Raw genomic sequence first — 25,498 nt, 5'->3', positions numbered from 1 at the left:
GCGGTAGTTCAGTCGGTTAGAATACCGGCCTGTCACGCCGGGGGTCGCGGGTTCGAGTCCCGTCCGCTGCGCCATATCAGCCTCAAGGATCACTGAACGCCTTGAAGCAACGAGACAAGCCAACAGCTTGTTTCGCATCGATAGCAAAGACCCTGGTCGCAAGACCGGGGTTTTTTGTTTTCGGGATTCGCTCTTTGGCAGCGTCTTTTGCTTGCTGCTGATCGAACACAAAAAACCGCCTGCTCGGCGGTTTTTTTGTGCTTGCAAGGAGGTTCGGCTTTCAGAAGCCGAGCTTGTCCCGAAGGCTGTAGTACCAAGCGCCCAGGGCGGTGAATGGCGTGCGCAGCAACTGGCCGCCGGGGAAGGGGTAGTGAGGCAGGTCGGCAAAGGCGTCAAAGCGCTCAGCCTGGCCGCGCAGGGCCTCCGCCAGGACTTTCCCGGCCAGGTGGGTGTAGGTCACGCCGTGGCCGCTGCAGCCCTGGGAGTAGTAGATATTGTCCCCCAGGCGCCCAACCTGGGGCAGGCGCGACAGCGTCAGCAGGAAGTTGCCGGTCCAGGCGTAATCGATCTTCACGTTCTGCAGTTGCGGGAAGGCCTTGAGCATTTTCGGTCGGATGATGGCCTCGATGTTCGCCGGGTCGCGGGCGCCATACACCACGCCGCCACCGAAAATCAGGCGCTTGTCGCCGGAGAGGCGGTAGTAGTCCAGCAGGTAGTTGCAGTCTTCGACGCAGTAATCCTGGGGCAACAGGCTGGCTGCCAGCTCATCGCTCAGGGGCTCGGTGGTGATGACCTGGGTTCCGCAAGGCATGGACTTGGCTGCCAGCTCCGGAACCAGATTGCCCAGGTAGGCATTGCCGGCAACGATGATGAATTTGGCGCGGACCTTTCCTTGGGGCGTGTGGACCACCGGATTGGCGCCGCGCTCGATGCGGATTGCCGGGGACTGCTCATAGAGGGTGCCGCCCAGCGACTCCACGGCAGCCGCTTCACCCAGTGCCAGGTTCAGTGGATGGATGTGGCCGCCGCTCATGTCGAGCATGCCGCCCTTGTATTGATCGCAGGCCACGATTTCGCGGATGCGCCGCTCATCCAGCAATTCCAGCTGGGTGTGACCGTAGCGCTCCCACAGGCGCTTCTGCGACTCCAGATGACCCATCTGCTTGCTGGTCAGTGCTGCGAATACACCGCCGTCCTTCAGATCGCACTGGATCTGGTATTTGGCCACCCGTTCACGAATGATCCGGCCGCCCTCAAAGGCCATCTGTCCCAGCAGTTGTGCCTGCTTGGGGCCGACGCTGCGTTCGATCACGTCGATATCGCGGCTGTAGCTGTTGACGATCTGCCCGCCATTGCGCCCTGAAGCGCCAAAGCCGACCTTGGCGGCCTCCAGTACGGTCACACGAAAGCCGTTTTCCAGGAGGAACAGGGCGCTGGACAGGCCGGTATAACCCGCACCGATCACGCAGACATCGGTTTCAATCTCGCCTTGGAGCATCGGACGTTCCGGAGCCGCATTGGCCGATGCCGCGTAATAGGACTGTGGGTAGGGAATGTTCGCCATCCTGCGACCTCATGTGTTTAATATATTTTACGAGTGCGCCGATGCTACCTGAGTTGCAAATGAGCTGCCAGACAGAAGAAAAAACTTCTTCATCCCGCGAAAATTAAAAAATTCGCATATTCATAGGCTTAGCTGCAAAAAAGGTGTTGACACCCCTTTGGAATTCCGTAGAATGCCGCCTCACAGCAGGCACGTAGCTCAGTTGGTTAGAGCACCACCTTGACATGGTGGGGGTCGTTGGTTCGAGTCCAATCGCGCCTACCAAACAAAACCCGCTCTGCTGGGCGGTCTAGAAGGGGTTCACCGAAAGGTGAGCCCCTTTTTTGTTTCTGGCCATTTTGATGGCTTTGCACGATCCGCCAAGAAGCCCACTGGCATTGCAGCGCTCGCTGCGATCTTGGCCAGTGATCAGTCGGGGCGGATGTGCTCCTGCCAATGTTCAAACAGCGCCTCGACATTGGCACTGGTCATCAGTGGCATCACTGCTTTCAACTGCTCGCTGCTCCAGTTCCACCACTGCATTTCCACAAGCATCTCGATACGCCGATCATCGAAGCGCTTGCGAATCGTCTTAGCGGGGTTACCGCCGATGATTGCGTAGGGTTCCACGTCCCGTGTCACCAGGGCTCGAGTGCCTATCACGGCGCCATCGCCGATCCTGATGCCCGGCATGACAATGGCTTCGGAACCGATCCAGACGTCATTGCCTATCACCGTGTCGCCTGCGGCTTGATATCCATTCTGCGCGCCCGCGAAGGCCGGTTCCTCGGGCATCCAGTAGAGCGGAAAGGTGCTGATCCACTCGCTTCTATGCCCCTGGTTGCCGGCCATGATGAATGCGGCTCCCGAGCCGATTGAGCAGAAAGAGCCGATTATCAGCTTGTCCGCACCTTCCTCGTGGGGCAGGTAGCGCGCGCACTCATCGAAACTATGGCCGTGGTAGTAGCCTGAGTAGTAGCTGAAACGACCTACTCGAATATTCGGGTGGGTGACTTGCCGATCAAGCGTGATGCCCTTGAAGGGGCTATCGAAGTAGTTGTTCATCGGGACTCTGCTCCATGTCTTCAGCGTCCTCTGCATTTGCCGCATCGGTCACCGGTTCAAGATCTTTTACGTATTGCCCTCTGTAGCCACCAACCTAGTTCGGGGAGCCGTCGTGACGATCGGCTTCCCGAACCAGGGCGGGTCAGTCCAGAGGGGTGAAGGCGCTACCACTGAAGGTACGCACGGCATTGCCCCGTTCAACCCGGTGATGGGCGTCACGACGCTGCAAGCGCAGTTCCTGTACGGATTGCTCTTGCCGATCGGCAAGCCGTTGCTGGATCAGTAGACGAGCCAGGCGCTTGTTATCGTGCTGGCTGCGTTCGGACTGCACCTTGACGCTGATGCCGGTCGCTACATGGGTGGCGCGTACCGCGGAGTCGGTCTTGTTCACGTGCTGCCCGCCGGGGCCGGAAGCGCGCATGGCCTCGAAGCGGATCTCGCCGCCCTCGGCTTCTTCCAGGGCGCAGAATGGCTGGCCGGCGAAATACCAGTTCTTGCGTCGATGTGCGGGCCGCAGAGGGCTTTTGCAGATCCACAGCAGGGTGCCTGTCCAGCGTCGAGCCAGGTTTGCGGCGTGCTCGCCATCCAGGCTGACCAGCACCGAGCGATGGGCGTCGCGAGCCTGGCTGGCAACCTGCTCGATGATGCCGAGGCGCACGTTCTGCGCTTCGGCTTCGTGATGCAGGCGGCGTAATGCGTGGGTTACTGCCAATTCGCATTCGGCAGGCCCTTGGGCGGAGGACAGCTGTAGCAACATCATCAGCAGCACCCCCGGCGTTTGTAGGTCAATACCGGTTTGAGTCGGGCGATGATCTTCACCAGGCCGGCGTCGCGCAGGCTGCCCACCACGCTGTCGATGCTCTTGTAGGCTTCGGGAGCCTCTTCGTACATCAGGCCGCGGTCCTCGCAGATCACTCGGCTGCCCAGCTGGGTGCGCTTGAGTTGATCGAAGCTGAAGCGCGTTGCCAGCCGGCCCTTGCAGTCGCTGCGCAGCCACTTGCGCCCGGCGCCGTGCGCCAGGGAGTAGAGGCTGAACGATTGGGGGAGCGGTTGCACCAGGTAGCTGTAGTCGCCACGAGAGCCGGGAATCACCACCGGACCCTGGTCCGATGGCGTGGCGCCCTTGCGATGCAGCCAGCCCGATACGCCGTCGACCTGCGCCGCAGACACCAGGTTGTGATTGATATCCAGCAGCGGCTGGCCCTTGGCCCGCAGATTGTGCAGCAGGCGCTCGGCGATCAGCCGTCGATTGGCCTCGGCAAAGCGCAAGGCCTGGTCGTGCTGCTCCAGGTACTGGGCGCCGGCGGTGCTGGTCATCAACAGGCCGTTGTGGCCGTGTTGGTCGACGTGGCTGCGCAAAATGGCCTCTCCCAGCCCTCGGGAGCCGCTGTGCACCAGCAGCAGCAAGGCTTTCGGGTCCAGTGCCAGTGCTTGCAGGGTGTCGGCGTCATGGACCTGATCGAGTTGTTGCAGTTCGGCGAAGTGGTTGCCGCCGCCGATGGTACCCAGGGAGTGCTCATGACCGCTGACGGGCAATGCCAGTTGCGCGCGTTGTTCATCCCACTGCTCATCCAGGGGCAGGTCGATATTGCCGATTTTCTTTTCCAGCTTGTCGAGGTTGAGGCGAGTGCTGGAGAGGTCGGTTTGCCACAGCGCCATGCCGCAGCCGATGTCGTTGCCCACCAGCGCCGGGTAGGCCACTTCGGTGGAAAAAAATGCCGCGCCCACCGGATAGCCCCGGCCTGGATGCAGGTCGGGCATGCCGACGACCTGGCGCATGCCGGGCAGTTGTGCGGTGGTGTGCAGTTGCTGGAGCGCTTTGTCTTCGATCCAGGTGGTGTCGGAGGCGATCAGAGAGACGCCGTTCGACAAATGACGGATGCAAGTGTCCATGTCCAATTCCTGATTGGAAAAAAATATTCAGGTAGTGGCAGGACGAAGCGGGGGTTAAGCGAAGGCGCTAGCGGGTAGCGGTTGCAGCGTTTAAACCAGGCACGTCCTGCAAGGGGTGATCAGCTGTTGCATGGTGGATCTCCTTGGCAAAAGTGTGGAAAGGGCGCGCAGGTTAATCTTTTGCCCGGGGGCTGGCAATGGTGTGGGCAAACAAAGTGCACCTTCTGCGGCCGATACGGTCGTAAAACCATCACCTTGTTGAATGAGGATGGTTATGCAGACCTTTGGTGAGCGCTTGAAAGAACAGCGCAAGGCGTTGGGGCTCTCCCAGCAGGAATTCGGTGCCATTGGCGGTGTTGAAGCCAACGCCCAGGGCCGTTACGAGAGCGGTGAGCGGGTGCCCAAATCGGATTACCTGATGGCCATCGGGCGCCACGGCGTTGACCTGCTTTATGTGTTGACCGGCGAGCGCTCGCGCTTGTCCGAGGGCAGCCTGAGCCTGGATGAAAGCACCATTATTCAGAACTACCGCCACCTCGGAGATGAGGACCAGGAGGCGATCGCCCAGCTGGCGTCCTCCCTGGCGGAGTGCTGAGTGGGCGCGGGGGAGTTTTTCTGCTGTTCGCGCGCCTTTTTAACGCGGCCTGAGCGATACTCTCGCGTTTTCAGGAGGAGGAGGCAGCATGCGGGTTTTGATGGCGGTAATGGTGGCGGCGCTATTGGCTGGTTGTGCGAGCTCTACCATGGATGAAGCTCGGGCCCGAACGCCCAACAAAACCCTGGCCTCGGCCAAGGCTGATCAACTGGTAGCGCAATGTGTGCAGTTCGCCTGGCAGGACGAGTCGGTCTTTGGTGTCGATGCCGCTGCCTATCTGCAACCGGGCAAGGCAGGGGGGTACACCGTGTATACCCGTTCCGCCGAGACTTTTGTCGATATCAAGGCCGAGGCAGCGACGACCACCGTCCACTTTTATGCGGTTGCAGACAGCTATGTCTCGAAGCGTCGCCTGGCGGCGCTAGCGACCTGTCTGTAACGCAGAGGATAGTCACTGGCGTTGGCATTTGACGCTATCAGGTACAAACCCGGCATCGGCCGGGTTTTGTCATTTCTGGGGAAGGGTTTCCAGCTGGTCAGGCCAGCTGTTATTGGCGATCTGTGGAAACACCCAATAAGCCTGTAGCAAAGCGTGTAATACATTGCCTCTTCAAACTGTCAGTTGAAATAAGGAAGTCCAGGGATTAAGGGGGCTGGGGCGGACTTTTGTAAATTGTCCTGAATGGTTAGTTTTTGTGGTGATGAAAAAAGCAGGGAAAAGTGCGCTAAGTTGAGGGTGCTCAATAAGGAGCAGTAGTTAATTAATCAATGGAGTGAAAGATATGAATAAGCCACAGGCTCAACTAAAACATGGTCGCGTTGTTTCTCCGTCCAGCCGCGGTGCGGTAGCGGTAGAACTGGGGCTGCTGGGAACCTGGCAGGTCAACGAGATGGAAGGCGGGAAAAACTTTCCGGCCCTCGCCGCCGGTCCTTTCCCAAAGCCTTACGACAGCGATGTGGCCAGTGTCGCGCCACCCGCCGACGGTCATATTCTCAGTGGCGGCAAGGTTGATGATCGCGATTGCATCAACTTCACCAACGAGGAAATGTCGAAAAAGATCAACCGGCCCTTCACTTGGCCGCTGGTGAACGTGAACCCGGGCCAGGTGTTCCAGGTGCAGTGGGAATACACCGCCCCTCACGTTACCCGGGGCTACAACTGGTTCATCACCAAGGACGGCTGGGACCCGAAACAGCGCATCAGTCGCGCCCAGCTGGAACCCCAGGCTTTTTATCAGGACTTCTACACCGAAGTGCCATTCGACAAGTTCGGTTCGGTATTGAAAGCCAAGACTCATCATGAAGTTGTGCTGCCCAAAAATAAAAAGGGCCACCATGTTGTAGTACTGGTGTGGATTGTTGCCAATACCGGCAATGGCTTTTATCAGGCTTTCGATCTGGACTTTAAATAAGTTTCAGGTAGTTAATATTTTCTGACAGTTCTGAAGGATTAGAACGTGGATAAGATCGATTTTGCATTAATCAAGAGTCAGGCCGCAGATGCTGCTTCCCTGATGCCGAGCATTGCCGGCAAGAAGGTGCTCATGGGCTTCTGGCACAACTGGGCTGCCGGTCACAGCGACGGCTACCAGCAGGGGCAATTCGCCAACCTGGATCTGGTGGACGTGCCCAAGGAATACAACGTGGTTGCAGTGGCCTTCATGAAGGGCAACGGTATTCCCACCTTCAAGCCCTACAACCTTTCGGACGCCGAGTTCCGGCGCCAGGTGGGCGTGCTCAACAGCCAGGGCCGGGCGGTATTGATCTCCCTGGGCGGCGCCGATGCCCATATCGAATTGCACAAGGGCAACGAACAGCCCCTGGCCAACGAAATCATCCGTCTGGTGGAAACCTACGGCTTCGATGGCCTGGATATCGACCTGGAGCAGAGCGCCATCGACTTTGCCGACAACAAGAGTGTGCTGCCTGCCGCCTTGAAGCTGGTGAAGGATCATTACGCCGGCCAGGGCAAGCACTTCATCATCAGCATGGCGCCTGAGTTTCCCTACCTGACCAGCAATGGCAAGTACGTGGCCTACCTGCAGGCCCTGGAAGGCTATTACGACTTTGTCGCGCCGCAGTTCTATAACCAGGGAGGCGACGGGCTCTGGGTGCAGGAGGCCAATGGCGGGCAGGGCGCCTGGATCGCCCAGAACAATGACGCGATGAAAGAGGATTTCCTCTACTACCTGAGCGAAAGCCTGGCCTCCGGTACCCGTGGTTTCACTCGCATTGCCGCGGACAAGCTGGTGATAGGCCTGCCAAGCAACGTCGATGCCGCGGCCACCGGCTATGTGATCGACCCGTCGGCGGTGAGCAATGCGTTCAAGCGCTTGCAGGGCGCCGGTCACGCCATCAAGGGGTTGATGACCTGGTCGGTGAACTGGGATGCCGGCATCAGTCGGCAGGGTGTGCCCTACAACTGGGAGTTTCGTCATCGCTATGCGCCGCTGATCCATGGCGATGGCGGTGAGCCGGAGCGCCCAGGTGCTCCTGGAAACCTGATGGTACTGGGCACCAGTCGCAGCAGCGTCAACCTGAGCTGGGGTGTTTCCGGTAGTGTGCGGCCGGTGGAGTTCTACACCTTGTACCGCGACGGCAATGCGGTCGCTCGCACCCCCTCTCCGGGCTTCGAGGATCAGGGGCTGAGTGCGGACACCCAATACAGCTATTTTGTGACCGCTACCGACACTCAGGGCCAGGAGTCGCTCCCCAGCCGCAGTGTGAGTGCCAGGACCGCAGGCGGTGCGGTCGATCCGAGCTTTCCCGAGTGGCGCACCAGCCAGCACTACCTCAGGGAGGATGGAGTGACTTACGAAGGCAATCGTTACCTGTGCCTTCAGGAGCACACCTCCAACCCGGGCTGGACGCCATCCGTAGCGTTCACCCTGTGGAGCAAGGTGCTGCAGGAGCGTCATGGCTGAGTTGTGACGGCCATTGATGAAGTTGAGTGGCCAGGCGGTTCTTGCGGAAGTTGTCGATCCGTGCGAGCCGCCTTTTTCGTTTCCGCTGGCCGGCAACAGCCCGGGTTATGAGCTATTACTGAGCTGCCCGGATGTGTCGATCAATCAAGCGGAGATGAGCTCGATGTTGCAGCAATGGTTGCTGGCGGCTGTGCATTTGCTGGCGTTTGCCAGTGCCTTTGCCGGGGTACTGGCGCGTGCTTCGGCATTGCGTCGCCTGAGCGGCGGCGCTGCGGCGCCCGGGCAGGTGTTGCGGGCCGACAATGTCTGGGGGCTGATGGCCGCGGTGTTGTTGATCACCGGGTTGTTGCGGGCTTTTGGCGGTTATGGCAAGGGTACGGAGTATTACCTGCACCAGCCGCTGTTCCATCTGAAGATGACGCTGTTCGTGATCATCCTGTTGCTGGAGGTCCTGCCGATGCTGACCTTGATCCGCTGGCGCATGGCCCTGGGGCGAGGGGTGGCGCCACAGATCGGGCGGGCGCTGCTGTTCGCCCGTATCAGCGATGTGCAGGCCCTGCTCATGGTGTTGATGGTCATCGCCGCCAGCGGCATGGCGCGTGGGGTGACCTGGGCTCAGTTGTAATCATTGGTAAGCGGAGCTGCACTGCATGGCTGCTTGAGAGTAGGCTCGCGGCTCTATCAATGAGCAATGGAAGCCTTCGATGTTTCAAATGAATGACCTGGTGCCGGAGATGCTGGTCACCGACCTGCAGCGCAGTCTGGCCTTCTACTGCGATCTTCTGGGTTTCAAGGTGGAGTATCAGCGGCCGGAACACTTCTTTGCTTTCCTCTCCCTCAATGGTGCCCAACTGATGCTGGAGCAGGATGACCAGCAGGAGTCGGAGTGGCGCGTGGGGCCCTTGCAGGCTCCATTTGGCCGCGGCATGAACCTGTCCATCGAGTGCCCGGATATTCGCCAGTTGGCAGCCGCCCTGGCTCGGGCGGGCATTGCCTTGCGTCGAGAGATTCAGGAGTGCTGGTACCGTCACGACGAATTGCTGCACGGCGAGTTGAACCTGCTGGTACTCGACCCGGATGGTTACCTGCTGCGCTTTACCCAGGACCTGGGCTTCAAGCCTGTGGAGCCTGCAGCGGACGCCTGACCGCCGCACCGGTGCGCCGCCTGCAATGCAGCGGCGGCGTGTGTCGGGAATCAACGGTCGGGCTCGCTATCGCGAAAGGGCGATAATCAGTGGTTGACGACAGTCTGATGGGCGGGAATCTGCTGTGGCTGCAACCGGGCGAGGGTGTGCGGGCCGTCTGCGGGGAAAAGCTCAAGGCAAACAAGACAGGCGCTGCGCCAGCCGTTGTGCGCGGGCAAAAGGCTGGTGCTCATGCTGTTCAGGGGGTTTCGCGTTTGTCCGGAGCGGTCAGGCCTGCCTGAATGCGTTGATAGATTTCTTCACGGTGTACCGCGACGTCTTTTGGCGCGTTGATACCAATGCGCACTTGCTGGCCGCTGACGCCGAGAATGGTGATCGTAATGTCGTCACCGATGTTTATGCTTTCACCGACTTTGCGGGTGAGTATCAGCATGATCTTCTCCTTGATAGCTTTGTAGGGCACCAGATTCAAACAGTGCAGAGGTCGGTCTTAGGTATAGATTAGTGCGAAGTTCCACTGAGGGGGTGCCTCTTTCTGACGCGCAGAAGATCTATTAATTCCCAAGGCGCAACTATACATAGGCAATAAATATCATTCTTCCTGTTTCGGTCCGATTTTGTGACGAGGTCTCTCGGGTCATGAGTGCTAAAATCGCCACCTCAGACTTTCTAGGGGTTAGGTTGTGCGCACAGTAGCGATGATGATGGCGGTATTGGCGTTGGCCGGTTGTGGGGAAGGCAAGCGGGTCGAAGCGAACAAGAGCACGGCGGTGGCAGTACAGACCCAGCCGGCCTCGACCGAGCCGCAATGGGATGTGCTGGTGGGCAGCCCGCTCCCCCTGGCGGTGAGTGACCTGACCGGCTGGCTGATCGAGCACGGGGTGATTTCCAATGTGGTGACCGTGGACGGCAAGCGTCTGGTCGTGGTCGGTCCGTTTGCTTCCCAGGCCGAGGCCGAGGCGAAGAAGAATGAAGTGACCGAAAAGCTGGTCAAGGCCAAGAAGCGTGACATCGAAGTCACGGTCATCGAGCATCAAGCCGCGCAGTAAGCCCGTTTCCATAGGCTCAATGATCGCCCGCCACCCGCGGGCGATCTGCGTTCAGCCACAAGCCTTGAGGTTGACTGCGCCGACGAATTCATTGCCGCGCCCCATCACGCAAGCCACGCTCTGATTGCGCTGGCGCTCCCAGGCCTGTACTGGATAGGTCCTGTTCCAGGCTTCGAAGAGCTGCCGATCCTGTTTGGAAAGGCGCAGGCCGTACTGCTTGCTCATGTAGAAGTAGGTGCGGGCAATCATCCCGCGAATCGAAGGGCGAGGCATGACCTTCTTGGCCTTGAAGTCGACCTGGGTCAGGCACGAACCGTACTGGCCCGATTGTTCCGGCAGCCAGCCGAAGCTGAAATTGCTGCGATCACCATTCACTTCGCCAATGCTCGGTACCAGATTGTGCAGGTCGGCCTCGGCGCGCTGATAGACCGAATCGGTGCGTGTGCAGTTCTTGCGACCGCCTTGTTGCCAGCACTGGCGCTGATGGCCGATCTGCCAGGCCGGCACTATATGCTCCCATTCAATGCGTTCGGCGCGTTTGGCGTTCTTGCGCGGAACATAGCCGCAGGCCGCCAGGTTCACCCGGTTGCCGTTGTATTTGCAGCCGCAATAGAACTCGGTGGATTGGGGGGCGTAGAGCTTCCAGGCGACTTTCTTGGCTTCGCTGAAGGTGCGGGGTGCATCGGCTTGGGCGGAACAGGCGAGAAACAGCAACAGCAGGGCAAAACAACGGACACTCATCGACTCAATCTTCCTTCGGCACGACCCAGAAAATCTGCACACCGCCATCGTCGCGGTAGGCGAGGGTGACGTTGTCGTTTTCGGCGATCTCCTCCAGCAGGCGTTCCCACTCATCCTGTGGCTCATCGGCGAGGCGGAAGATCAGCGCTGCCTTGGCCTTTTGTGCGGTGGGAGAGTTGATGATTTTCTGGATGCGCACACCCAGGCGTTCGTAGGAGCTGAGGGGCGTTTGGGTCGTGGCCACGGAACATTCCTTATTAAGCTGTACGTGCATACAGTATTTAACTGTAGGGCATTTCGCAACTGCTTAAAATTCAAGAAGTTCCTCTGACAACGCTTTATGCATTTGTCTCACGAGGAGAGCAGATTTTTTTGCATGGGGGAAAGAGGGGGGAACCACCCGCCCGGGCGGGCGAGTGGTTGCAAGCATGCTCGACCGGGGCCGGTCGAGCAGAGGGGCTGTCAGTATTCCCAGAACATGCGTTGCAGTTCCTTGCTGTCCTGGGTCTTGGTCAGGGCGACCATGGCCAGGATGCGGGCTTTCTGCGGGTTCAGGTCATGAGCCACGACCCAGTCGTACTTGTCGTCAGGCTGTTCGGCGTTGCGCAGTACGAAGCCGCCGGCATTGACGTGGGAAGAACGAATGATCTGTACGCCATTCTTGCGCAGTTCCTGCAGGGCAGGGACCACACGGGAAGACACCGAGCCGTTGCCGGTACCGGCGTGGATGATGGCTTTGGCGCCACCTTGGGCCAGGGCCTTGTAGGCGGTGTCGCTGACGTTACCGTAGCCGTAGGCGATTTCTACGTCAGGCAGGCTCTTGATGTTCTTGATGTCGAATTCCGAATCCATGGTGTGGCGCTTGGCTGGCAGGCGGAACCAGTAGGATTTGCCTTCCACCACCATGCCCAGCGGGCCCCATGGGCTCTTGAAGGCTTCGGTCTTGATGTTGATCATCTTGCTGACATCGCGGCCGGACTGGATTTCGTCGTTCATGGTCACCAGTACGCCTTTGCCGCGGGCGTTCTTGCTGCCGGCCACAGCCACAGCGTTGTACAGGTTGAGCATGCCGTCAGCCGACATTGCGGTACCCGGGCGCATGGAGCCGACTACAACGATTGGCTTGTCGGTCTTTTCCACCAGGTTGAGGAAGTAGGCGGTTTCTTCCAGGGTATCGGTACCGTGGGTGATGACGATGCCATCGACGTCCTTGCTGTCGGCCAGTTCGGCAACGCGGCGGCCCAGTTGCAGCAGGTTTTCGTTGGTGATGCTTTCCGAGGCGATCTGCATGACTTGCTCGCCACGCACGTTGGCCAGTTGGCTCAATTCGGGGATGCCGGCGATCAATTGTTCGATGCCGACCTTGGCCGCCTGGTAGGTGGCACTGTTGGCCGCGCTGGCGCCGGCGCCGGCGATGGTGCCGCCGGTGGCGAGAACCACGACGTTGGACAGTTTCTGTTGGGTTTCAGCTTCTTTGGCTTGCAGGGCTGCAGGTAGAAGCAGGAGGAGGGCCAAAGCGCCCGGGGCGAAGGATTTGAAGGCAGATTTCATTATTTTCTCTCTAGTAGTGAGACGGTGCTGATGCAGGTTCATCTAGAAACACCCCGGCGGCAGATCTGTATGCGCCGGGGCAGCGAGGGTGGAGCAGGATCTGTACCAGCGCTACCTTGGCTGGATGACTATTTTAAGTTACTGATTTATATCAATTTTATTTCTGTTTTTATGCGTAAGAAATCATGTGGCGTCCGGGTTTCCGAACGTTTTCAAGGTGGCGCGTTCGGCAATCCGAAAATGCTCGTCACAAGTCCCGGGATGACTTCTCGCTCATCCATTAAAGATTGTTCTGCAGCGGTCGATGATCCTTCTAGGATTTTTCACCAGGAGTTCCCATGTCACTGTCAGTAGGATTTCCAGGGGCAGGAGCCATTCTGATCAATGGCAAGTCGCCCGCGACCATCGATGCGTTGAGTAATGCCGCCGCCGAACAGGCGTCTACGGCGTTGGGTACCGACGAGTCGGGCACTTTGCGGGTCGGCTCCAGCAAGCAGGCCGAACAGTCTGAAAGCGAAAGCCAAAGCGAAGACAAGCACGGCATCGTGGTAAAGATGCTGCTCAAGCGCATGCAGGAGCTGCAGCAGCAACTTCGCGAGCTGCAACAGCAACTGGCTGCCGCCCAGGCCGCCAACTACCCAACCCCTGAGGCCAAGCAGACGGCAGTGATGGCCATTCAAGGGCAAGTCGCCGATACCAACGGCGCGCTGGCGGAAGTCTCTGGCAACCTGGTCCGGGAGTTGGCCAAGGAGTCGTCTTCCGGTGGCCTGGTGAACACCACTGCCTGAATCATCAGCCTGTCCGGGAGCATTTTTCGGGCAGGTTTTTCTCCTCGTGGCCGGCTGCGGATGGCTACCCACTCTCTCTGATCGCACTTTGAACAGCGTTGACAAACGCTGGCGAGGTTCGCATAGTTCGTTTTACGCAAACGTTTGCGCGGCCTTCGGACAAGGATAATCGTCTATCTTTGCAAGGTTCGCCGTCGGCCAGTGGGGCTGCCTACCTGGCGGTTCCGTTTGACGAACGCTGCTCACAATAATCATAAGATCGGAGTGAACCCATGAAGCTGCCCTTTGCTGGACGTCTCCTCGCTGTCGCCGTTCTCGCCGCTGCATCCGCGGCCCTTCCTTTCTCCTCGGCTCAAGCCGATACCCCGCAGAAACCCAAGGTCGCCCTGGTCATGAAATCCTTGGCCAACGAGTTCTTCCTGACGATGGAAGATGGTGCCAAGGCCTATCAGAAAGAGCATTCCGCCGATTTCGACCTGGTGTCCAACGGCATCAAGGATGAAACCGATACCGCCAACCAGATCCGCATCGTCGAGCAGATGATCGTCTCCAAGGTCAACGCCCTGGTGATTGCCCCGGCTGACTCCAAGGCCATGGTTCCGGTGATCAAGAAGGCCGTGGACGCCGGGATCACGGTGATCAACATCGACAACCAGCTCGACCCCGGCGTGCTGAAGAGCAAGAACATCAGCGTGCCTTTCGTTGGCCCGGACAACCGCAAGGGCGCGCGTCTGGTGGGTGAGTACCTGGCCAAGCAACTCAAGGCCGGTGACGAAGTGGGAATCATCGAAGGGGTTTCCACCACCACCAACGCACAGCAGCGCACCGCCGGCTTCAAGGATGCAATGGAAGCCGCGCAGATCAAGGTGGTGTCGCTGCAGTCGGGCGACTGGGAAATCGACGCCGGCAATCGTGTGGCCTCGGCCATGCTCAGCGAATACCCGAACCTCAAGGCATTGCTGGCCGGTAACGACAGCATGGCGGTAGGCGCGGTTTCGGCAGTCCGGGCTGCCGGCAAGGCAGGCAAGGTGCAGGTCGTGGGCTACGACAACATCAACGCCATCAAGCCGATGCTCAAGGATGGCCGGGTCCTGGCCACTGCCGATCAGTTCGCTGCCAAGCAGGCGGTGTTCGGTATCGAGACCGCGCTGAAGATCCTCAAGGGCGAGAAAGTCGACAGCGGCACCAATGGCGTGATCGAAACTCCGGTTGAGCTGGTCACTCAGTAGTCATTGCGGCGGTACAACGGCGCTCGCCCGGTTGGGCGGGCGCATGGAGAGTTTCCTATGTCAGTTTCTGCTGCCAACGCTGTCCTATCGGTCAGCGGTATCGGCAAGACTTATGCGCAACCGGTGTTGACCGGCATCGACCTGACGCTGTTGCGCGGTGAAGTGCTGGCGCTCACCGGCGAGAACGGTGCCGGCAAGAGCACCCTGTCGAAGATCATCGGTGGCCTGGTCAGCCCCACCACAGGGCACATGCAGTTCAATGGCCAGGATTATCGTCCGGGCAGTCGCGCCCAGGCCGAGGATCTGGGCATTCGCATGGTGATGCAGGAGCTCAACCTGCTGCCGACCCTGTCGGTGGCCGAGAACCTGTTCCTCGACAACCTGCCCAGCAGTGGTGGCTGGATCAGCCGCCGGCAATTGCGCAAAGCGGCGATCGAGGCCATGGCCCAGGTCGGTCTGGATGCCATCGACCCCGACACCCTGGTGGGCGAGCTGGGCATCGGCCACCAGCAGATGGTGGAGATCGCCCGTAACCTGATCGGCGACTGCCATGTGCTGATTCTCGATGAGCCCACCGCCATGCTCACGTCCCGCGAGGTAGAAATGCTCTTCGAGCAGATCACCCGCCTGCAGGCCCGCGGCGTGTCGATCATCTATATCTCCCATCGCCTGGAAGAGCTGGCCCGGGTTGCCCAGCGCATCGCGGTATTGCGTGACGGCTGCCTGGTCTGTGTCGAGCCGATGGCCAACTACAACAGCGAGCAACTGGTGAACCTGATGGTGGGTCGCGAGCTGGGCGAGCACATCGACCTGGGCGAGCGCCGGATCGGCGCGCCGGCCTTGACGGTGAGCAACCTCAGCCGCTCGGACAAAGTCCGTGATGTGTCCTTCGAGGTCCGCAGTGGCGAGATCTTCGGGATTTCCGGGTTGATCGGGGCAGGGCGCACCGAGCTGCTGCGCCTGATCTTCGGTGCCGATGTCGCCGACAGCGGCACCATCGCCCTGGGCACCCCGGCGCGCCCGGTGAGCATCCGCTCGCCAGTGGATGCGGTGGCCAACGGCATCGCCCTGATTACCGAGGACCGCAAGGGTGAGGGGCTGCTGTTGACCCAGTCCATCAGCGCCAATATCGCCCTGGGCAACATGCCGGCGATTTCCAGCAGTGGCCTGGTCAATGGCCAGGACGAGGAGCATCTGGCGCGGCGCCAGATCGACGCCATGCGTATCCGCAGCTCCAGCCCGGCGCAACTGGTCAGCGAGCTGTCCGGTGGCAACCAGCAGAAGGTGGTGATCGGCCGCTGGCTGGAGCGCGACTGTTCGGTGCTGCTGTTCGATGAGCCGACCCGTGGCATCGATGTCGGCGCCAAGTTCGATATCTACGGCCTGTTGGGGGAGTTGACCCGGCAGGGCAAGGCCCTTGTGGTGGTGTCCAGCGACCTGCGCGAGCTGATGCTGATCTGCGATCGCATCGGCGTGCTCTCGGCCGGGCGGCTGATCGATACCTTCGAGCGCGACAGCTGGACCCAGGATGAACTGCTTGCCGCGGCATTTGCCGGCTATCAAAAACGAGATGCGCTGATCGATGAAGCGGCGCCTAGGAATGCATCATGAAAACTGCAGCAAGCGGCAAGCGAGGCGGCCACTACTACGGCCTCGGCACTTACCTGGGGTTGGTGGGGGCGCTGCTGGGGATGATCGTGCTGTTCTCCCTACTCAGCAGTCATTTTCTGTCCTATGACACCTTCAGTACCCTGGCCAACCAGATTCCCGACCTGATGGTGCTGGCGGTGGGCATGACCTTCGTCCTGATCATCGGTGGCATCGACCTGTCCGTGGGCTCGGTGCTGGCCCTGGCGGCGTCGACCGTCAGCGTGGCGATTCTCGGCTGGGGCTGGAGCGTGGTGCCCGCGGCGTTGCTGGGCATGGCTTGCGCGGCGCTGGCGGGAACGGTGACCGGTTCGATCACCGTGGCTTGGCGCATTCCTTCGTTCATCGTGTCCCTGGGTGTACTGGAAATGGCCCGCGGCGTGGCCTACCAGATGACGGGCTCACGCACCGCCTACATCGGTGACGCCTTCGCCTGGTTGTCGAATCCGATTGCCTTCGGCATTTCGCCGTCGTTTATCATTGCCCTGCTGATTATTTTCCTGGCCCAGGCGGTGCTGACTCGCACCGTGTTCGGTCGCTACCTGATCGGCATCGGTACCAACGAAGAGGCAGTGCGTCTGGCGGGGATCAACCCCAAACCCTACAAGATCCTGGTCTTCAGCCTGATGGGGTTGCTGGCAGGTATCGCTGCACTGTTTCAGATTTCTCGCCTGGAAGCGGCAGACCCGAACGCGGGCTCCGGTCTGGAGTTGCAAGTCATCGCTGCGGTGGTGATCGGCGGCACCAGCCTGATGGGCGGGCGCGGTTCGGTGATCAGTACCTTCTTTGGCGTCTTGATTATTTCCGTGCTGGCTGCGGGCCTGGCGCAAATCGGCGCATCCGAACCGACCAAGCGCATCATCACTGGTGCGGTCATCGTGATTGCCGTGGTGCTGGACACTTATCGCAGCCAGCGCGCCAATCGGCGGGTTTGATTCATGGCAACAATCAAGGATGTGGCGGCGCTGGCGGGGATTTCCTACACCACGGTGTCCCATGTGCTGAACAAGACGCGGCCAGTCAGTGAGGAAGTTCGGGTCAAGGTCGAGGCCGCTATCGCGCGCCTGGACTATGTGCCCAGCGCGGTGGCGCGTTCGCTGAAGGCCAAGACCACGGCTACCATCGGCTTGCTGGTACCCAACAGCCTCAACCCGTACTTCGCCGAGTTGGCTCGGGGGATCGAGGATTATTGCGAACGCAACGGCTACTGCGTGATCCTCTGCAACTCCGACGACAACCAGCAGAAGCAGCGCAACTACCTGCGGGTATTACTGGAAAAACGTATCGACGGGTTGATTGTCACCTCGGCCGGTGGCGACAGCGGCCTGGCCCAGGGGCTGGCCGGCGTGCGCACGCCGATGGTGATTGTCGACCGTGGGCTGGAAGGGGTGAACGCCGACCTGGTGCGTATCGACCACCAGCACGGTGCCTACCTGGCCACCCGACACCTGCTGGAGCTGGGGCATCGGGACATTGCCTGCATCGGCGGCCCGGGCAATACCAGTGTGGCGCAGATGCGCCTGGCGGGATTCCAGCAGGCGCTGCGTGAGGCCGGTGTCGAGGCGCCTGCCGAGCGCATCCTGGAAAGTGATTTCAGTAGCACTGGTGGTTATCGCGCAGCCGCGCAGTTGCTCGATGGCGGACAGCCGCCGAGCGCGATTTTCGCTGGCAACGACATGATGGGCATCGGGGTGCTGCGCGCGGCAGCGGAGCGCAATATCCGCGTGCCCAGCGAGCTTTCGGTGATCGGCTTCGACGACATCCTCATGAGCCGCTACGTCTACCCGGCGCTGACCACGGTCGGCCAGTCGATCCTGCAACTGGGGGAAACCGCGGCAGAGTTGCTGCTGCGGCGGATCGCCTGCCGGGAGCTGCCGGTCGACCAGCGCATCGTTACGCCGAATATCGTCTTGCGGGAGTCGACGGCGCCGCTGGGTGGCGCTTTCGCCGAATACCGCTGAACCCAACTGATTGAGTACCGATGTATGTCAGCAAAAGTAGTGGTAGTGGGTAGCCTCAACATGGACCTGGTGACTCGGGCCGAGCGCCTGCCCCGAGGGGGCGAGACGCTGATTGGCAAATCCTTCGCCACGGTATCCGGTGGCAAGGGCGCCAATCAGGCGGTGGCTGCGGCCAGGCTGGGAGCGCAGGTGTCGATGGTCGGCTGTGTCGGCGACGATGCCTATGGCGAGCAACTGCGAGGTGCCTTGCTGGCCGAGCAGATCGATTGCCAGGCGGTGAGTGTGGTCGAAGGCTCCAGTGGGGTGGCGCTGATCGTGGTGGATGACAGTAGCCAGAATGCGATTGTCATCGTCGCCGGCGGCAATGGCCAGCTCACTCCCGAGAAGGTCGCCGGGTTCGATGGGGTGCTGCAGGATGGGCAAGTCATCATCTGCCAGCTTGAAGTGCCGCTGGCGACTGTGGGCTACACCCTCAAGCGCGGGCGCGAACTGGGCAAGACGGTGATCCTCAATCCGGCGCCGGCCAGTGGCCCGCTGCCGGCGCAGTGGTATGGCGCGATCGACTACCTGATTCCCAACGAGAGCGAGGCTTCGGCCTTGAGCGGGGTAGCGGTGGACTCCCTGGAGAGCGCTGAAGTGGCTGCCGGTCGCTTGATCGCTGCGGGTGCTGGCAAGGTGATCATCACCCTCGGTGCACAAGGCTCGCTGTTTGCCGATGGCCAGCGTTTCGAGCACTTCCCGGCGCCCAGGGTCAAGGCAATCGATACCACGGCGGCCGGGGACACCTTTGTCGGCGGATTTGCCGCGGCCCTGGCTGCCGGCAAGAGCGAAGCCGAGGCCATCCGCTTTGGCCAGGTGGCTGCGGCGCTGTCGGTGACGCGCGCCGGTGCGCAACCTTCCATTCCCACGCTGTCCGACGTTCAGGCGTTTATCCCTTCATGAAAAAGACACCTTTGCTCAACATTGCACTGTCACGCTTGATCGCGTCCCTGGGCCACGGCGATATCGTGGTGATCGGCGATGCCGGCCTGCCGGTGCCCCCGGGCGTGGAGTTGATCGACCTGGCGCTGACCCACGGCGTTCCCGACTTTCTCACTACCTTGAAGATGTTGCTCAGCGAGATGCAGGTGGAGCGTCATGTGCTGGCCGAAGAAATTCTGCTCAAGCAGCCCCCGCCGCTGGCGGCGCTTGAAGGCATGACCGCCGGTGGTGAGCTGGGGCAGCGGCAGCTCATGAACCACGAGGATTTCAAGGTGCTCAGCCGCCAGGCCCGTGCGGTGATCCGCACCGGGGAGTGCCAGCCGTATTGCAATATCGCCCTGATTGCCGGGGTGACCTTCTAGGCCGCTGTCGGGCCTTTTCCATCTTGCACAAGGAGTGCGCCATGCGCCGCTATGCTCAGTTGTTTCACCACTGGTTCCGGAGTCTGCTGCTTTTGTCTCTGCTCACTGCTACCGGCGCTCAGGCGGCGGAAAAAATCGATCTGATCATCGACACCGATCCGGGGGCCGACGATGTGGTAGCCCTGCTGTTCGCCCTGGCTTCCCCCGAGGAGCTGCAGATCCGCGCCCTGACCACGGTGGCGGGCAACGTGCGGTTGGACAAGACCTCGCGCAATGCGCGTCTGGCCCGTGAGTGGGCGGGGCGCGAGGAGGTGCCGGTATACGCCGGAGCGCCCAAGCCGCTGCTGCGTACCCCCATCTATGCCGAGAATATCCATGGCAAGGAAGGCATTTCCGGGGTGACGGTGCACGAGCCCAAGGCGCCTCTGGCAAAGGGCAATGCGATCAACTACCTGATCGATACGCTGCGGGCGGCCAAGCCCCACAGCATCACCATCGCCATGCTCGGCCCGCAGACCAACTTGGCGCTGGCGCTGATCCAGGCACCGGACATCACCCAGGGCATCAAGGAAGTGGTGGTCATGGGCGGTGCGCACTTCAACGGTGGCAACATTACGCCGGTGGCCGAGTTCAACCTGTTCGCCGACCCCCAGGCGGCCGAAGTGGTGCTCAAGAGCGGCGTCAAACTGACCTATCTGCCGCTGGACGTGACCCACAAGGTGCTGACCAGCGATGCGCGGCTGCAGAAGATCGCGGCGTTAAACAACAACGCCAGCAAGGTGGTGGGGGACATTCTCAACGAGTACGTCAAGGGCGACATGGAGCACTACGGTATTCCCGGCGGCCCGGTGCATGACGCTACAGTGATTGCCTACCTGCTCAAGCCCGAGCTGTTCACCGGCCGTCAAGCCAATATGGTCATCGACAGCCGCGAGGGGCCGACCTTCGGCCAGACCATCGTCGATTGGTACGACGGCCTGAAGCAGGAAAAGAACGTGTTCTGGGTTGAGAACGGCGATGCCCAGGGCTTCTTCGACTTGCTCACCGAGCGCCTGGCGCGTCTCAAGTAAACCTTGCCCCCGCAGGTACCTGCCTGCGGGGTTCTATTCCCGTTCCGGGTCCTGTACGCCCAGGTGGTCGGCCGGGTATTTCTCGAAGACTTGTTCAATGAAGGCTCGGGCGGACTGGGTGCCCAGTTCCTTGACCAGCAGGTCTATGCCAATGATCGCCAGCTCCTCTGGGCTCCCCGGGCTGTAGGAGCATTGGCCCTGGGGCCATTTGGCTTTGATGTCGGCGTCGATACTCACGGTGGCCATGAAAGTCTCACGAATTCGGATAAGGCGGGTGCCAGGGCAGGGCTCTGGGCGGGTATTTGCTGCGTTGCAGAGTTAACCATGTTGCCGGGCGTTTGGCACTCCGACTTAGGCATCAGGCGAGTGCTGTGCGACACTGCGGCTTTTCCTGTGCTCAAGGAAGCCTCCGTGCAAATCGATTTGAACCAGCCTGATGCCCTGACCCTGGAGGCGGTGCGTCAGCTGCTGGCGTCTGCCAGCGACAACGTGCATACCCAGTTGCGCGTGAGCAAAACCGGAATTGCCTATATCTCTTCGGGGGTGGTGGGCGGTGCCGAGATAGAAGGTTTGCTGTTTCGCCTGGAAACCTGGGCGGCCGGCTCCGGGTATGTCGGCAAGGTGGCTGCCGCCGACGAGGTCTGGGTGATGCAGATCTTCAATGCGCTCAAACAGAACTGGCCCAAGCCGGCGTTCGACTACATCGACATCTATTGAGCGTCGTTCATATCCGGTGACGATTGTCCCGTGAAAGAGTGGCACCGGCTGAGGCAGACTTGCCCGCTATTCGCCTGATACGGCAAATGGCCATTTGTTTTGAAACCAAAAGCCAATTCGGCTGTCGCACGATCTCTGCTTAATTTTGAAAAGGAGGCTTCATGCCTTGGAAGCTCGCTTCATTCGGAACCTTGTTGGCCGCTGTCGTCCTTGGTGGGTGCAGCACTGGCGGGGCGACAAAGGAGCCTGTGGCCGCTGAGTCCGGGCACACTCGTTGTGAAGCATCGGCCGCCGAATTCGCTGTCGGCAAGAAGGCTTCTCCCGAGTTGCTCGAGCAGGCCCGTACACGCGCAGGAGCGCAGTACGCACGGTTCCTCAAGCCCAACGACATGATCACCCTGGAGTACCGCTCGGATCGCCTGAACCTGAACACTGATGCCGGCCTGGTGGTGACCCGGGTCAACTGTGGTTGAGGGCTGAGGCCTTTGGATCACGCATAAAAAACCCCGTCACATGGACGGGGTTTTTTTAGCTCGCTGAGAAATTACTCAGGGCGAACTTGTGCAGCTTGCATACCCTTTTGGCCTTTCTCAGCCACGAAGGAAACGGTCTGGCCTTCTTTCAGGCTTTTGAAACCGTCGCTTTCAATAGCTTTGAAGTGTACGAACAGGTCGTCACCGCCACCTTGAGGAGTGATGAAGCCGAAGCCTTTTTCATCGTTGAACCATTTTACGGTGCCGGTTTGGCGATTAGACATGGTGTATCTCCAAGAAACATATATTTTCAGTAGTGCTGTGCTGCTCAGGCCAACTGGGCACACCGAGCTATCATAGTCGAAATGTTCGGCTTGGGAGCCCCCCAGAGGCGCTCTTTGCCCGATGTACCTGTGTATTTTGCCATCTGAGTTGGCTGCAGGCCCCGGTTTAAGGGGCTTTGGCGTAAAACAGAGGGTAATAAAAAAACCCGTAAAAGCTGCGTAAATTGTGAAAAAGACCGCGTTTCAGGCTCTGTGGCGAGCACTGGCGCAGCCTGTTCCGGGCATCAGCAGCTTATTTGACCACCCGGCAAGCAGCGATGGCGTCCAGTGCTCGGGTTCGCAGATCTGCGCTGGGTTGCTTGGTTTTGCTCATCAGCTCCTTGATCTCCTCGGTGGTGAATTTTTCATTTAGCTTGTCGGCGCCGCAGGCACAGTGCTTTTCGGCGCTCTTGGCGTCGATGTTCTGGCTGGCCGCCGCGGTGCAGTCCTTCATGTAGTCGGCGCGTGCTCCGGCAGGCCATGCCGCCTGTGCACTCAAAGGCAGTAGCAGGGTGAGCGGTGCGGCAAGGGCGAGCAGTTTGATAAGGCGCATGAGTCGGGTTCTCCTGAAGTCGGTAGCAAGGACGACGATTCTCCGGTTATTTGAGGCTCGACGTACATCTCAAGTTCACTTTCAACAATAAAAGACTGTAAACCAGGCTCGCGATAATTTGCTGCACGGCGATTGCGATGTATCTGTGCTAGCATGCCCGGCTTCGGTGTTTTCAAGCTTTGGGCCTTTTCTAGCCCTTGCCGTCTATGCCTCATTAATCTTGATGTGAACCCCAGTCACTCTGGTTCGGTTTTTCGGTTGGCCGCAAGGCTCTTGCCACTGTGAGGCAGGCGTTCGTAGCAGAACGGCCGGACTGAATCGCGTACTGGCTCATCCCAACCCACGTGACCTTTGGTAGGGGTCACCACTAGGAGAGGAGGCGCCATGCCCACTATTACTCTTCCCGACGGCAGTCAACGTTCATTCGATCACGCAGTATCCGTAGCCGAGGTCGCCGCTTCCATTGGCGCGGGCCTGGCCAAGGCCACATTGGCTGGCAAGGTCAACGGCAAGCTGGTCGACGCCTGCGACGTGATCGACGGCGATGCAACCCTGCAAATCATCACGCCAAAGGACGAAGAGGGGCTGGAGATCATTCGCCACTCTTGCGCTCACTTGGTGGGGCATGCGGTCAAGCAGTTGTATCCGACCGCGAAAATGGTCATCGGTCCGGTCATCGATGAAGGCTTCTATTACGACATCGCCTATGAGCGTCCTTTCACGCCTGAGGATATGGCCGCCATCGAGCAGCGCATGCAGCAGCTGATCGAGAAGGACTACGACGTGATCAAGAAGGTCACGCCGCGCGCCGAAGTGATCGAGGTGTTCAAGGCCCGCGGCGAGGACTACAAGCTGCGTTTGGTCGAAGACATGCCGAACGAGCAGGCGATGGGCCTGTACTACCACGAAGAATATGTCGACATGTGCCGCGGTCCGCACGTGCCGAACACGCGTTTCCTGAAGTCCTTCAAGCTGACCAAGTTGTCCGGTGCCTACTGGCGCGGTGATGCCAAGAACGAGCAGTTGCAGCGGATCTACGGTACTGCCTGGGCGGACAAGAAGCAGCTCGCTGCCTACATCCAGCGTATCGAAGAGGCCGAGAAGCGCGATCATCGCAAGATCGGCAAGCGCCTGGGCCTGTTCCATACCCAGGAAGAAGCGCCGGGCATGGTGTTCTGGCACCCTAATGGCTGGACCCTGTACCAGGTGCTCGAGCAGTACATGCGCAAGGTGCAGCGTGACAACGGTTACCTGGAGATCAAGACTCCGCAGGTGGTTGACCGCAGCCTCTGGGAAAAATCCGGGCACTGGGCCAACTACGCCGAGAACATGTTCACCACCGAGTCGGAAAGCCGCGACTACGCAATCAAGCCGATGAACTGCCCTTGCCACGTGCAGGTGTTCAATCAGGGCCTGAAGAGCTACCGCGAGTTGCCGATGCGCCTGGCCGAGTTCGGTGCCTGCCACCGTAATGAACCCTCGGGCGCTCTGCACGGCATCATGCGTGTGCGTGGCTTCACTCAGGATGATGCTCACATCTTCTGTACTGAAGACCAGATGCAGGCCGAGTCTGCGGCGTTCATCAAACTGACCATGGATGTCTATGCCGACTTCGGCTTCAAGGACATCGAGATGAAGCTGTCCACTCGCCCTGAAAAGCGCGTGGGCTCCGATGATCTGTGGGACCGTGCGGAAAGCGCACTGGCAGCTGCGCTGGATAGCGCCGGCCTGCCATACGACCTGCAGCCGGGGGAGGGCGCATTCTACGGTCCGAAGATCGAGTTCTCGCTGAAGGACTGCCTGGGTCGTGTCTGGCAGTGCGGTACCTTGCAGTTGGACTTCAACCTGCCGATCCGTCTGGGCGCCGAGTACGTTTCCGAAGACAACAGCCGTAAGCATCCGGTGATGTTGCACCGGGCGATCCTCGGTTCCTTCGAGCGTTTTGTCGGGATTCTGATCGAGCATTACGAGGGCGCATTTCCTGCGTGGCTGGCTCCGACTCAGGCCGTGGTGATGAATATCACTGATAAACAGGCAGATTTTGCCCTCGAAGTGGAAAAAACACTCAATCAAAGCGGATTTCGTGCCAAGTCCGACTTGAGAAATGAAAAGATCGGCTTTAAAATCCGCGAGCATACTTTGCTCAAGGTTCCCTATCTCTTGGTTATTGGAGATCGGGAGGTCGAGATGCAGACTGTCGCTGTGCGTACCCGTGAAGGTGAAGACCTGGGCTCGATGCCTGTCGCCCAATTCTCGGCGTTCCTCGCACAAGCGGTTTCCCGGCGTGGTCGCCAAGATTCGGAGTAATTATTATTAAGCGTGATATGAGACAAGATAAACGAGCTGCACCGAAAGCCCCGATCAACGAGAATATCTCGGCACGCGAGGTTCGGTTAATTGGCGCTGACGGCGAGCAGATTGGCATCGTCTCGATTGATGAAGCGCTTCGTATAGCTGAAGAAGCCAAGCTGGATCTGGTGGAAATTTCCGCCGACGCAGTCCCACCTGTTTGCCGGGTGATGGATTACGGCAAGTCGATCTTCGAAAAGAAGAAGCAGATTGCTGCTGCGAAGAAGAACCAGAAGCAGATTCAGGTTAAAGAAATCAAGTTTCGTCCAGGGACGGAGGAAGGGGATTACCAGGTAAAACTGCGCAACCTGGTACGTTTCCTGAGTGACGGGGACAGGGCCAAGGTATCCTTGCGATTCCGCGGCCGTGAGATGGCCCACCAGGAGCTGGGGATGGAACTCCTCAAGCGGGTTGAAGCTGACCTGCAAGAGTACGGTTCGGTCGAACAGCATCCTAAGATGGAAGGACGCCAGCTGATCATGGTCATCGCCCCGAAAAAGAAGAAGTAATCAACAGGGCACGGCAGGCCTTCTGATTAT

Annotated in this window: 30 protein-coding genes and 1 tRNA gene; 20 read left to right on the top strand and 11 right to left on the bottom strand. The window is 59.7% G+C overall.

Translation table 11 applies throughout. From position 1 onward, the window contains the following. Positions 1-280: 280 nt before the first annotated feature. Positions 281-1,564, bottom strand: a complete 1,284-nt coding sequence (locus ACUXVH_RS26280; protein WP_011060391.1) for an NAD(P)/FAD-dependent oxidoreductase — start codon at positions 1,562-1,564, stop codon at positions 281-283. Positions 1,565-1,751: 187 nt separating this feature from the next. Here ACUXVH_RS26280 and ACUXVH_RS26275 point away from each other — a divergent pair. After that, a tRNA-Val gene (locus tag ACUXVH_RS26275) sits at positions 1,752-1,828 on the top strand. A 144-nt stretch (positions 1,829-1,972) separates the two neighbouring features. Here ACUXVH_RS26275 and catB read toward each other — a convergent pair. From catB to ACUXVH_RS26260, 3 genes are all read right to left on the bottom strand, one after another. Continuing rightward, positions 1,973-2,608 carry a type B chloramphenicol O-acetyltransferase gene (catB, locus tag ACUXVH_RS26270; RefSeq protein ID WP_011060392.1) on the bottom strand — a complete coding sequence of 212 codons (636 nt, stop codon included), beginning with the start codon at positions 2,606-2,608 and terminating at the stop codon, positions 1,973-1,975. Between the two features lie 142 nt (positions 2,609-2,750). Then, on the bottom strand, positions 2,751-3,368 hold the full coding sequence (prfH, locus tag ACUXVH_RS26265; protein WP_011060393.1) for a peptide chain release factor H: 618 nt from the start codon (positions 3,366-3,368) through the stop codon (positions 2,751-2,753). Further along, positions 3,368-4,501, bottom strand: coding sequence for an RNA ligase RtcB family protein (locus ACUXVH_RS26260; RefSeq protein WP_072444830.1), 1,134 nt, complete (start codon positions 4,499-4,501; stop codon positions 3,368-3,370). The genes prfH and ACUXVH_RS26260 overlap by 1 nt, the downstream gene beginning before the upstream one ends. A 274-nt stretch (positions 4,502-4,775) precedes the next feature. On the opposite strand from ACUXVH_RS26260, the gene ACUXVH_RS26255 reads away from it, so the two are divergent. The 6 genes from ACUXVH_RS26255 (at position 4,776) to ACUXVH_RS26230 (ending at position 9,165) form a co-directional block, all read left to right on the top strand. Continuing rightward, positions 4,776-5,096, top strand: a complete 321-nt coding sequence (locus tag ACUXVH_RS26255; protein WP_011060395.1) for a helix-turn-helix domain-containing protein — start codon at positions 4,776-4,778, stop codon at positions 5,094-5,096. An 88-nt stretch (positions 5,097-5,184) separates the two neighbouring features. Then, on the top strand, positions 5,185-5,535 hold the full coding sequence (locus tag ACUXVH_RS26250; RefSeq protein ID WP_041117035.1) for a hypothetical protein: 351 nt from the start codon (positions 5,185-5,187) through the stop codon (positions 5,533-5,535). Between the two features lie 343 nt (positions 5,536-5,878). Next, entirely contained in the window at positions 5,879-6,508 is a 630-nt protein-coding gene (locus ACUXVH_RS26245) for a lytic polysaccharide monooxygenase auxiliary activity family 9 protein (RefSeq protein WP_011060397.1), read from the top strand. Between the two features lie 45 nt (positions 6,509-6,553). Continuing rightward, positions 6,554-8,020, top strand: coding sequence for a glycosyl hydrolase family 18 protein (locus ACUXVH_RS26240; RefSeq protein WP_015634913.1), 1,467 nt, complete (start codon positions 6,554-6,556; stop codon positions 8,018-8,020). A 163-nt stretch (positions 8,021-8,183) separates the two neighbouring features. Continuing rightward, positions 8,184-8,645 (top strand): DUF2214 family protein, encoded by a 462-nt coding sequence (locus ACUXVH_RS26235; RefSeq protein WP_041752738.1) that lies wholly within the window; start codon positions 8,184-8,186, stop codon positions 8,643-8,645. A 79-nt stretch (positions 8,646-8,724) separates the two neighbouring features. Further along, on the top strand, positions 8,725-9,165 hold the full coding sequence (locus tag ACUXVH_RS26230; protein ID WP_011060400.1) for a VOC family protein: 441 nt from the start codon (positions 8,725-8,727) through the stop codon (positions 9,163-9,165). A 238-nt stretch (positions 9,166-9,403) separates the two neighbouring features. On the opposite strand, the gene csrA is transcribed toward ACUXVH_RS26230, so the two are convergent. Next, positions 9,404-9,598, bottom strand: coding sequence for a carbon storage regulator CsrA (gene csrA / locus ACUXVH_RS26225; RefSeq protein ID WP_007920550.1), 195 nt, complete (start codon positions 9,596-9,598; stop codon positions 9,404-9,406). 265 nt (positions 9,599-9,863) lie between these two features. Here csrA and ACUXVH_RS26220 point away from each other — a divergent pair, with 265 nt between their 5' ends. Continuing rightward, positions 9,864-10,214, top strand: a complete 351-nt coding sequence (locus tag ACUXVH_RS26220) for a hypothetical protein (protein ID WP_011060401.1) — start codon at positions 9,864-9,866, stop codon at positions 10,212-10,214. Between the two features lie 51 nt (positions 10,215-10,265). Here ACUXVH_RS26220 and ACUXVH_RS26215 read toward each other — a convergent pair whose 3' ends face one another. From ACUXVH_RS26215 to ACUXVH_RS26205, 3 genes are all read right to left on the bottom strand, one after another. Further along, positions 10,266-10,955, bottom strand: a complete 690-nt coding sequence (locus ACUXVH_RS26215; RefSeq protein WP_053157368.1) for an endonuclease — start codon at positions 10,953-10,955, stop codon at positions 10,266-10,268. 4 nt (positions 10,956-10,959) lie between these two features. After that, a complete protein-coding gene (locus ACUXVH_RS26210) occupies positions 10,960-11,229 on the bottom strand; it encodes a DUF1654 domain-containing protein (RefSeq protein ID WP_015634917.1) in 270 nt (89 codons plus the stop codon). 188 nt (positions 11,230-11,417) lie between these two features. After that, entirely contained in the window at positions 11,418-12,506 is a 1,089-nt protein-coding gene (locus ACUXVH_RS26205) for an asparaginase (protein WP_011060404.1), read from the bottom strand. A gap of 338 nt (positions 12,507-12,844) precedes the next feature. On the opposite strand from ACUXVH_RS26205, the gene ACUXVH_RS26200 reads away from it, so the two are divergent. From ACUXVH_RS26200 to ACUXVH_RS26165, 8 genes are all read left to right on the top strand, one after another. Beyond that, entirely contained in the window at positions 12,845-13,294 is a 450-nt protein-coding gene (locus ACUXVH_RS26200) for a hypothetical protein (protein WP_445496294.1), read from the top strand. Between the two features lie 272 nt (positions 13,295-13,566). Continuing rightward, positions 13,567-14,523, top strand: a complete 957-nt coding sequence (locus tag ACUXVH_RS26195; protein ID WP_011060406.1) for a sugar ABC transporter substrate-binding protein — start codon at positions 13,567-13,569, stop codon at positions 14,521-14,523. A gap of 57 nt (positions 14,524-14,580) precedes the next feature. Further along, complete coding sequence (locus ACUXVH_RS26190; protein ID WP_015634919.1) at positions 14,581-16,134, top strand: sugar ABC transporter ATP-binding protein; 1,554 nt, start codon at positions 14,581-14,583, stop codon at positions 16,132-16,134. After that, the gene (locus ACUXVH_RS26185) at positions 16,131-17,105 is read left to right on the top strand and encodes an ABC transporter permease (protein ID WP_445496291.1); all 975 of its coding nucleotides are present in this window, start codon (positions 16,131-16,133) and stop codon (positions 17,103-17,105) included. The genes ACUXVH_RS26190 and ACUXVH_RS26185 overlap by 4 nt, the downstream gene beginning before the upstream one ends. Positions 17,106-17,108: 3 nt before the next feature. Then, a complete protein-coding gene (locus ACUXVH_RS26180; protein WP_445496289.1) occupies positions 17,109-18,131 on the top strand; it encodes a LacI family DNA-binding transcriptional regulator in 1,023 nt (340 codons plus the stop codon). A gap of 24 nt (positions 18,132-18,155) precedes the next feature. After that, positions 18,156-19,073: a ribokinase gene (rbsK, locus tag ACUXVH_RS26175; RefSeq protein WP_053157380.1), complete on the top strand. Its 918-nt coding sequence runs from the start codon at positions 18,156-18,158 to the stop codon at positions 19,071-19,073. Next, positions 19,070-19,474 carry a D-ribose pyranase gene (gene rbsD, locus ACUXVH_RS26170; RefSeq protein WP_445496287.1) on the top strand — a complete coding sequence of 135 codons (405 nt, stop codon included), beginning with the start codon at positions 19,070-19,072 and terminating at the stop codon, positions 19,472-19,474. Before rbsK ends, rbsD begins: the two co-directional genes overlap by 4 nt. A gap of 41 nt (positions 19,475-19,515) precedes the next feature. After that, a complete protein-coding gene (locus ACUXVH_RS26165; protein WP_011060412.1) occupies positions 19,516-20,544 on the top strand; it encodes a nucleoside hydrolase in 1,029 nt (342 codons plus the stop codon). 33 nt (positions 20,545-20,577) lie between these two features. Here ACUXVH_RS26165 and ACUXVH_RS26160 read toward each other — a convergent pair whose 3' ends face one another. Next, on the bottom strand, positions 20,578-20,790 hold the full coding sequence (locus tag ACUXVH_RS26160; protein WP_011060413.1) for a hypothetical protein: 213 nt from the start codon (positions 20,788-20,790) through the stop codon (positions 20,578-20,580). A 165-nt stretch (positions 20,791-20,955) separates the two neighbouring features. Between ACUXVH_RS26160 and ACUXVH_RS26155 the strand changes: the two genes are divergently transcribed. Beyond that, the gene (locus tag ACUXVH_RS26155; RefSeq protein ID WP_011060414.1) at positions 20,956-21,261 is read left to right on the top strand and encodes a hypothetical protein; all 306 of its coding nucleotides are present in this window, start codon (positions 20,956-20,958) and stop codon (positions 21,259-21,261) included. Between the two features lie 161 nt (positions 21,262-21,422). After that, entirely contained in the window at positions 21,423-21,734 is a 312-nt protein-coding gene (locus tag ACUXVH_RS26150; protein ID WP_015634923.1) for an I78 family peptidase inhibitor, read from the top strand. A 71-nt stretch (positions 21,735-21,805) separates the two neighbouring features. Here the strand turns inward: ACUXVH_RS26150 and ACUXVH_RS26145 are convergent, their stop codons facing one another. Together ACUXVH_RS26145 and ACUXVH_RS26140 are read right to left on the bottom strand one after the other, a co-directional pair. Further along, the gene (locus ACUXVH_RS26145) at positions 21,806-22,018 is read right to left on the bottom strand and encodes a cold-shock protein (RefSeq protein ID WP_003179963.1); all 213 of its coding nucleotides are present in this window, start codon (positions 22,016-22,018) and stop codon (positions 21,806-21,808) included. A gap of 292 nt (positions 22,019-22,310) precedes the next feature. Continuing rightward, on the bottom strand, positions 22,311-22,610 hold the full coding sequence (locus ACUXVH_RS26140; protein WP_011060416.1) for a hypothetical protein: 300 nt from the start codon (positions 22,608-22,610) through the stop codon (positions 22,311-22,313). A gap of 384 nt (positions 22,611-22,994) precedes the next feature. Between ACUXVH_RS26140 and thrS the strand changes: the two genes are divergently transcribed. Both thrS and infC read left to right on the top strand, forming a co-directional pair. Beyond that, positions 22,995-24,917, top strand: a complete 1,923-nt coding sequence (thrS, locus tag ACUXVH_RS26135; RefSeq protein WP_011060417.1) for a threonine--tRNA ligase — start codon at positions 22,995-22,997, stop codon at positions 24,915-24,917. Continuing rightward, complete coding sequence (gene infC / locus ACUXVH_RS26130; protein WP_169893379.1) at positions 24,917-25,468, top strand: translation initiation factor IF-3; 552 nt, start codon at positions 24,917-24,919, stop codon at positions 25,466-25,468. Before thrS ends, infC begins: the two co-directional genes overlap by 1 nt. Positions 25,469-25,498: the final 30 nt, after the last annotated feature.

Source organism: Pseudomonas sp. 8(2025) (genome assembly GCF_052665325.1).
Note: the sequence above shows the minus strand (reverse complement) of the source record. Positions and strands in the feature narration are given on the sequence as shown.